We start from the raw sequence: 7,242 nt of genomic DNA on the forward strand, positions 1-7,242 counted from the left end.
GCGGCCGTCACCTGATCACGTGACGGTCGTAGCCGAGCCGCACCAGTTCCTCGTACGCCGCCCACGCCGCTTCCGGAACGGGCATCGGCACCTGGAACCCGCGCTCGGCGTACACGACCATCCGCTGCAGGTCGCCCACCATCAGCTCGATGAACCGCCGCTCGTCGTCCCCGTACGCGTCGAACCCGATCTCGGGCGCGGTGACCGCCCACGCCGGCCCGGCCCACTGGCGCCGAGCCGTCGCGAGGGACCGGCGCGTCATGTAGGGCTTGGCGACCAGGATCCCGCTGCGCACGTCGACGCCCCGCTCGTCCAGCAGGCGGCGCGTCGCGGTGATGTTCTCGCCCGTGTTGGAGGCGGTCTCCTCCAGCACCAGCGCCTCCTCCGGGACGCCGTGCTCGCGCGCCACCCGCGCGAAGACCCGCGCCTCCGTCTCCGCCCACCCGGACGTGATCTTGCCGCGCCCGCCCGAGACGACGAGCAGCGGCGCCCGTCCCTCATGCCAAAGCCGGGCGGCATGGACCGCCACCCGCGTGTCGTGACACCCCAGCGCCAGGATCACGTCAGCCTTGGAGAGAGGGTCGGCCAGCACCAGGTGATCCCAGAGGATCCGGGCCAGCTCGCGCGCCCGCGCGTCCACGGGGCCGTGAGTCCGCATGCGCCCATTGTCCCCTGCGGTCAGCATGTCGGACTCCCATCCGATCGGTCGTCCCGGTAGCGTTCAACTGTTTCGCTACTTACGCAAGGTTCATGTGGAACCCGACCGCGAAAGGACGGGGTGGTGTGATCACAGTCCTGGTCCTCGTCGCACTGGTCGCCGTGCTCGGCCTGTGCGTCTCCAACCTGCTCCGCCCCTTCGCCCCCGCGGCGCCCGCGGAGCCGCGCACCGGACCGCCCGGCGTCCACCCGGAGTCGATGACCGCCGAACTGGACCCCGCGGACGAGGAGTACCTCGCCTGCCTCGCCGACACGCTGTGGCCCGACGACGAATACCTCGAACCCGAGCACACCACCGACGGCGAGGAGGAATCCGGCGGCAGCGGCATGCGCCGCTGACCGGCCCTCCGGTCTCGTAAACCCGCAACGCAGCCGAACCGTCACACAGAGGTCGAGCGCTCCCCTCGGCATGACCATCGGACGGCGGCACGGTCCACGGTCCCGCGATCGGGGGCGTTCCGCCTTGCACAGGCTGCGAGGAAGCGATGACGGGGTGGACAACACCGTGCCCGGCGTACGTCGGGGTCGAACTCGGGGACGGTGAGGCGCAGGACCTGCGACGGGCCGTCGGGCTCTACCTGAAGGACGGGGAGAGACTGCTCGCGATCGCCGCGACCGTCAAGGTATTGCCGACCCTCACCCACGTCGCCGTCACCGACCGGCGCGTCCTCGGCTTGTCCGCCGCGGACCTCGTCCGGGAGGGGCCGCGACGGGAACTGGCGATCGCGGACGCCACCCGAATCGAGATCCGCCGGTCCTACAAGCAGCGATGGTTCCTCGTCGCGTTCGCCGGGACGGGCGAGGAGGTCGACTTCGGTGACGTCCACGACGAGGACGCCCCGCGCCTGCACGAGCTCGTCGAAAAGCTGATCCGGGCACGGAACGCCGCGCCCGGCGAACCCGCACGGCCGACACCGGCGCCGGACGGGCCCGTCCTTCCGCCGGAGCCCGCCGCTTCCGCGCCCGGCGGCCCCGGATGGCCGACCCCGGCGCCTGAGGGATCCGTGCCCCCCGTCGAGCCGGTCCCCCCGGCCGAGTTCACTCCCCCGGCGGAACCCGCTGTCTCCGTGCCCTTCGGGTCACCGGGTTTCACCGCTCCTCCGCCGCCCGCGCCCGCCCCGGCTCCTCCGCCGCTCGTCCCGTCCGCGCCGGACGCCGGCGCGCCCGGCCCCGTGCCTGCCGTCGCCCCGGGCGCGCCCGGGTGGCGCTACAACCCGCCGCCGACCTGGCCCGCGCCGCCCGCAGGGTGGACCCCGCCGCCGGGATGGCGACCGGACCCGAGTTGGCCACCGGCCCCGCCCGGATGGCAGTTCTGGCTCCCTGCGACCTCCGTCTCCGCCCCGCCGCACGCCCCCGCGCCGTCGCCGACCGTCCCGCCGCCGCGCGTCCCGGCGCCGACCGGGTCTGGGGCCGCTGCATCCCGGGCGGGGGCACGGAGCGTGCCGCTGTTCGGTGGCCGCAAGCAGCGCATCGAAGAACTGGAAGCCGAGAACGCCCGGCTGCGGGACTTCCTCGAGCGCCTCGGCGGACTCGAGGCCGTCCAGGTGTCGGCGGAGATCGAGCGACTGCGGACGGAGGCGGCGGACGTGCGGCGGGACGCGGAAAAGGCCCGCATCCGGCTCGAAAACCTGCGCAGCGGAATCGTGGAGACGGAAGACACGGCCCTCCTGCAGGAGGCCGGAGTCTACGAGTACCAGCATCCTCTCGCCGACTCCGTCGCGTACAAGGCGGAGCTCGCGAAGGTGCGGGACCGCATCAAGTCCATGGCCCGCAACGACCGGGCCGTCGTCGGCGCCACGAACTGGACGGTCAACGGTTCGACCGCGCAGGGCGGCAAGATGGTCCGCGACTTCTCCAAGCTCATGCTGCGCGCCTACAACGCCGAGGCCGACAACCTCGTGCGGACGATGCGGCCCTACAAGCTGCAGGCGGCGATCGACCGGCTCGACAAGAGCGCGCAGACGATCGAGCGCCTGGGCAAGACCATGGACATCCGGGTGAGCCGACAGTACCGGGACGTCCGGATCAAAGAGCTCCGGCTGACCGCCGACCACCTCGCCAAGCTGGAGGAGGAGAAGGAGCGGGTGCGGGCCGAGCGGGAGCGGCAGCGCGAGGAGGAGAAGGCGCGCAAGGAGTTCGAGCGGGAGAAGGCGCGCCTGCTGAAGGAACGCTCACACGTGGAATCGGCGCTCGCCCGCCTGGAGGCGCGCGGTGACGCCGAGGGCGCCGCGGAACTGCGGGCCAAGCTGGCGGACGTGGACGAGGCGATCACCGACGTGGAGGGACGGGCCGCGAAGGTGCGCGCCGGGTACGTGTACGTCATCTCCAACATCGGCGCGTTCGGCGAGCGGATGGTGAAGATCGGGATGACGCGGCGGCTCGACCCGATGGACCGGGTCCGCGAGCTCGGTGACGCGTCCGTCCCGTTCCGGTTCGACGTGCACGCGCTGATCTTCAGCGAGGACGCCGTCGGACTGGAGGGCGAGCTGCACCGGGAGTTCGCGGAGCGGCGCGTCAACCAGGTCAACCTGCGGCGGGAGTTCTTCTACGCCACGCCCGCAGAGGTGCGGGCGGTGTTGGAGCGTGTCGCGGGCGGGCATCTCGTCGAGTACAGCGAGACGCCGGAGGCGTTGGAGTTCCGAGCGGGCGGGGGGCGGGAGGGTCAGAGTTTGCGGGCGACGCCGCCGTAGGCGTCGACGTCGTCGGCGGGGTGCTCGGGGCGCCAGCGGGTGATGGGGACGATGCCGGGCGGGAGGAGCTCGAGCCCGTCGAAGAACCGGGCCATGCGCTCGGGGGTGCGCAGGACGAGGGGCGAGTCGCCGGACGCGTTCCACACTTCGGCGATCCTGTCCGAGGTCGCGCCGTGCACGACGTTCGTCCCGTCGTACATGGCGAGGTAGCTGCCGGGGGCGAGGGCGTCCATGAGCCGCCGGACGATCGCGTACGCCTCGTCGTCGTCGGTGATGAACTCGAGGACGCCCATCAGCGTCAGCGCGACCGGCTCGCCGAGGTCGAGCGTCTCGGCGGCGGCCTCGAGAATGCGCCCGGGGTCGCGCAGGTCGGCGTGGACGTAGGCGGTGCTTCCCTCGGGGGTGCTGGTGAGCAGCGCCTTCGCGTGGGCCAGCACCATCGGGTCGTTGTCGACGTAGACGATGCGCGACTCGGGCGCGGCGCGCTGCGCCACCTCGTGGGTGTTGTCGACGGTGGGCAGGCCGGTGCCGACGTCGACGAACTGGCGGACGCCCGCCTCGGCGGTGAGGAACCACACGACGCGGTTGAGGTAGAGGCGGGACGCGCGGGCGAGGCGCGCGACGTCCGGGAGCATGCGGAGGATCTGGTCGCCGACCCGGCGGTCCACGGGGTAGTTGTCCTTGCCGCCGAGCCAGTAGTTCCAGATCCGCGCCACCTGCGGGACGGTCGTGTCGACGCCGGGCGCCGGTGCCTGGTCGCTCATAGCCTCCCTCTCAACCCGCCGTGATCGGTGTCTTCCCGGCGGCGGCGTCCCCCATTCACGGGCGGGGGACGCCGCGGAGGCGATGTCAGTCGTCGTCCCGGTCGTCGTCCTCCCCGTCGTCGGCACGGTCGTCGGCCTGGTCGTCGGCCTGGTCGTCGGCCTGGTTCTGGAGCACCTTGCCGGAGGCGGCGTCCACGGTGACCTCGTGCTCGGTGCCGTTCGAGCCCGCGACCTCGACCTCCCAGGAGGGGGTCGTCCCGGTCTGGAAGTCGATGGACGTGACGGTGCCGGGCGCCGCCTTCAGCGCGGCGTTCGCGGCGGCGACGGCGGTCACCTTCGCGCCGCCCAGCGCCTTCGCGTCGGCGGCCGCCTCGCGGCGGTCGTCGTCATCGTCGTCGTCCAGGTCGGCCCGGTTCTGGACGACCTTGCCCGAGCCGGCGTCGACGCTCACGGTCCGGACGCCGCCGCCGGACGCGACGACGTCGACCTCCCAGACGGCGGTGCCGTCGTCGTCGTCGAGGTCGATGTCCTCGACCGTGCCGGGGGCCGCCTTCAGCGCGGCCTGCGCGGCCTGCACCGCGGTGACGCGGGTGCCCGAAGGGACGCCCTCGTCCCGGTCGTCGGCCGTGGCGACGGCCGCGGTGGCGGCTCCGCCGCCGGCGACGGCCGCCGCGGCGAGCGCCGTGACCAGCAGCCTGCGGCCGGTGAGGATGCGGCGCGCGTCGATGCCCATGTGGTTCCACCTCCGGTGTCGGTGTGTCGTGGCCGGTCGGCCCGTACGTCACCGACGATGTCGGACGTTCCTGTAGCGCACCTGAAGCGACCTGAAGCCTTCTTCAGGAACGGTTTGGCAGGCTGTCCTCCATGCGCCTGCTCATCGTCGAGGACGAGAAACGCCTGGCCACGTCCCTGGCCCGCGGCCTGACCGCCGAGGGGTTCACGGTGGACGTCGTCCATGACGGCGCCCTGGGGTACGAGCGGGCGTCGGGCGGCGGCTACGACCTGGTCATCCTCGACATCATGCTGCCCGGGATGAACGGCTACCGGGTGTGCGCGGCGCTGCGGGCGGCGGGCGACGAGACGCCGATCCTGATGCTGACCGCCAAGGACGGCGAGTACGACGAGGCCGAGGGCCTGGACACGGGCGCGGACGACTACCTGACGAAGCCGTTCTCGTACGTGGTGCTGGTGGCCCGCGTCCGCGCGCTGCTGCGGCGGCGCACGCGGGGCGCGGCACCGTCGATCGTCCTGGGCGACCTCACCGTGGACCCCGCCGCCCGGCGGGTGTTCCGCGGCGACGAGGAGGTCGAGCTGACGGCCAAGGAGTTCGCGGTGCTGGAGCACCTGGCGGTGAACGCGGGCCGGGTCGTGTCGAAGGCGCAGATCATCGAGGCCGTGTGGGACTTCGCCTACGACGGCGATCCCAACATCGTCGAGGTGTACGTGAGCGCGCTGCGCCGCAAGCTGGACGTGCCGTTCGGCCGCAGGTCGATCGCGACGGTGCGGGGCGCCGGCTACCGGCTGGCGCGGGACGGGGGCGCCTGAGATGCCCGCCGGGCGATGGTTCGGGTCCGTCCGGGCCCGGACGACGCTGGGCGCGACGGCCGTCGTCGCCGCCGCGCTGGTCGCCGCGGGGTTCGCGGTCGTCCTGCTGCTGCGCGCAGAGCTGGGCGGGCAGACGGACCTGCGGTCGGAGGTCGCGGCGCGGGAGGTGGCGTCGCAGCTCGCGACGGGCACCCCGTTCGGGTCGCTCGACCTGCCCGACGACGACGAACATCCCGTGCAGGTCGTGGACGGGACGGGACGGGTGCGCGCGGCGAGCGAGGACCTGACCGCGATCGGCGGGACCGGGGCGGCGTCGGCCGCGCCCCTCCCGCCGCCGGACGCCGGGGACGACGACTCCGGCGACGGCGACGATGTCGACGACGCCCCGCGCCGCGGCGAGGTCTCCGGCGAGGACCCGTCCTTCACCACCGGCACCGCGACCGTCGACGGCCGGACGGAGGACTACCGGTTCGCGGCGGTCGAGGTGACGACGCCCGCGGGCGAGACCGTCACCGTGTACGCGGGCACCGAGCTTGACGCGTCCCGCAGCGCCGTCGGGACGGTGACGCGCTCGATGCTCGTCGGGCTGCCGCTGCTGCTCGCCGTGGTGGCGGGCGTGACGTGGCTGGTGACGCGGCGGGCGCTGCGCCCGGTGGAGGCGGTCCGCGCGGAGCTCGCGGAGATCACCGTGGCGGGCGACCTGTCGCGCCGGGTCCCCGTGCCGGAGGCGCGGGACGAGGTCGGCCGGCTCGCCGTCACGACGAACGCGACCCTCGCCGCGCTCGAGGACTCGGTGGCGAAGCAGCGCGCGTTCGTCGCGGACGCGTCGCACGAGCTGCGCAGCCCGATCGCGTCGCTGCGCACGCAGCTGGAGGTGGCGGCCGCGCATCCGGAGCTGCTGGACGTGCAGGGGGTGGTGGACGACGTCGTCCGGTTGCAGCATCTGGCCGCCGACCTGCTGCTGCTGGCGCGGATCGACGCGGGCGAGCGCCCCCCGCCGCGTCCCGTCCGGCTCGCGGAGCTCGTGCGGGACGAACTGGACCGCCGGGCCGCCGGGGACCGCGTCCCCGTGCGGGCGTCCGTGGAGGGCGACCCGCGGGTGACGGGCGTGCCGGGACGGCTGTCGCGGGTGCTCGGCAACCTGCTGGACAACGCCGAGCGGCACGCCGACCGGGTCGTCCGCCTCACCGCCGCCCGGGAGGGACGGGACGTCGTGCTGCGGGTCGCCGACGACGGCCCCGGGATCCCGGCGGCCGACCGCGAGCGGGTCTTCGAGCGGTTCGTGCGGCTGGACGACGCGCGGAGCCGGGACGAGGGCGGCGCGGGACTCGGCCTCGCGATAGCCCGCGACCTGGTGGCGGCGCACGGCGGCACCCTGACGGTGCGGGACGCGCCGGAGGGCGGCGCCCTGTTCGAGGTGCGGCTGCCCGCTACTTGAGGAGCTGGCGGGCCATGACCATCCGCTGGATCTGGTTGGTCCCCTCATAGATCTGCGTGATCTTGGCGTCGCGCATCATCCGCTCCAC

8 protein-coding genes are annotated in these 7,242 nt (G+C 73.6%); 4 read left to right on the top strand and 4 right to left on the bottom strand.

The features are described from left to right. Nucleotides 1-7: 7 nt before the first annotated feature. Nucleotides 8-658 carry a YdcF family protein gene (locus AB0L25_RS32930; protein ID WP_500176659.1) on the bottom strand — a complete coding sequence of 217 codons (651 nt, stop codon included), beginning with the start codon at nt 656-658 and terminating at the stop codon, nt 8-10. A 125-nt stretch (nt 659-783) separates the two neighbouring features. Between AB0L25_RS32930 and AB0L25_RS32935 the strand changes: the two genes are divergently transcribed. Both AB0L25_RS32935 and AB0L25_RS32940 read left to right on the top strand, forming a co-directional pair. Beyond that, the gene (locus tag AB0L25_RS32935) at nt 784-1,056 is read left to right on the top strand and encodes a hypothetical protein (protein WP_500176660.1); all 273 of its coding nucleotides are present in this window, start codon (nt 784-786) and stop codon (nt 1,054-1,056) included. 146 nt (nt 1,057-1,202) lie between these two features. Continuing rightward, a complete protein-coding gene (locus AB0L25_RS32940) occupies nt 1,203-3,407 on the top strand; it encodes an SNIPE associated domain-containing protein (RefSeq protein WP_500176661.1) in 2,205 nt (734 codons plus the stop codon). Here the strand turns inward: AB0L25_RS32940 and AB0L25_RS32945 are convergent. Then, a complete protein-coding gene (locus AB0L25_RS32945; protein WP_500176662.1) occupies nt 3,380-4,171 on the bottom strand; it encodes an SAM-dependent methyltransferase in 792 nt (263 codons plus the stop codon). The two genes, AB0L25_RS32940 and AB0L25_RS32945, sit on opposite strands and share 28 nt — an antisense overlap. Before the next feature lie 85 nt (nt 4,172-4,256). Further along, nucleotides 4,257-4,904 (bottom strand): PepSY domain-containing protein, encoded by a 648-nt coding sequence (locus AB0L25_RS32950; RefSeq protein ID WP_500176663.1) that lies wholly within the window; start codon nt 4,902-4,904, stop codon nt 4,257-4,259. 131 nt (nt 4,905-5,035) lie between these two features. Between AB0L25_RS32950 and AB0L25_RS32955 the strand changes: the two genes are divergently transcribed. Continuing rightward, nucleotides 5,036-5,716, top strand: a complete 681-nt coding sequence (locus AB0L25_RS32955) for a response regulator transcription factor (protein WP_500176664.1) — start codon at nt 5,036-5,038, stop codon at nt 5,714-5,716. Between the two features lies 1 nt (nt 5,717). Continuing rightward, nucleotides 5,718-7,154 (top strand): sensor histidine kinase, encoded by a 1,437-nt coding sequence (locus AB0L25_RS32960; RefSeq protein WP_500176665.1) that lies wholly within the window; start codon nt 5,718-5,720, stop codon nt 7,152-7,154. Here AB0L25_RS32960 and AB0L25_RS32965 read toward each other — a convergent pair. Then, on the bottom strand, nt 7,147-7,242 hold a 96-nt coding region (locus tag AB0L25_RS32965), incomplete at its 5' end, for an acyl-CoA dehydrogenase family protein (RefSeq protein WP_131764087.1). The two genes, AB0L25_RS32960 and AB0L25_RS32965, sit on opposite strands and share 8 nt — an antisense overlap.

The sequence above is a fragment of the Spirillospora sp. NPDC052242 genome, assembly GCF_040679555.1.
GTDB lineage: Bacteria > Actinomycetota > Actinomycetes > Streptosporangiales > Streptosporangiaceae > Spirillospora.

Bases quoted from the DNA above. Each gene is read 5' to 3' on its own strand.
- AB0L25_RS32930 (WP_500176659.1), bottom strand. From the start codon at position 658: ATGCGGACTCACGGCCCCGTGGACGCGCGGGCGCGCGAGCTGGCCCGG.
- AB0L25_RS32945 (WP_500176662.1), bottom strand. From the start codon at position 4,171: ATGAGCGACCAGGCACCGGCGCCCGGCGTCGACACGACCGTCCCGCAG.
- AB0L25_RS32950 (WP_500176663.1), bottom strand. From the start codon at position 4,904: ATGGGCATCGACGCGCGCCGCATCCTCACCGGCCGCAGGCTGCTGGTC.
- AB0L25_RS32955 (WP_500176664.1), top strand. From the start codon at position 5,036: ATGCGCCTGCTCATCGTCGAGGACGAGAAACGCCTGGCCACGTCCCTG.
- AB0L25_RS32940 (WP_500176661.1), top strand. From the start codon at position 1,203: ATGACGGGGTGGACAACACCGTGCCCGGCGTACGTCGGGGTCGAACTC.
- AB0L25_RS32960 (WP_500176665.1), top strand. From the start codon at position 5,718: ATGCCCGCCGGGCGATGGTTCGGGTCCGTCCGGGCCCGGACGACGCTG.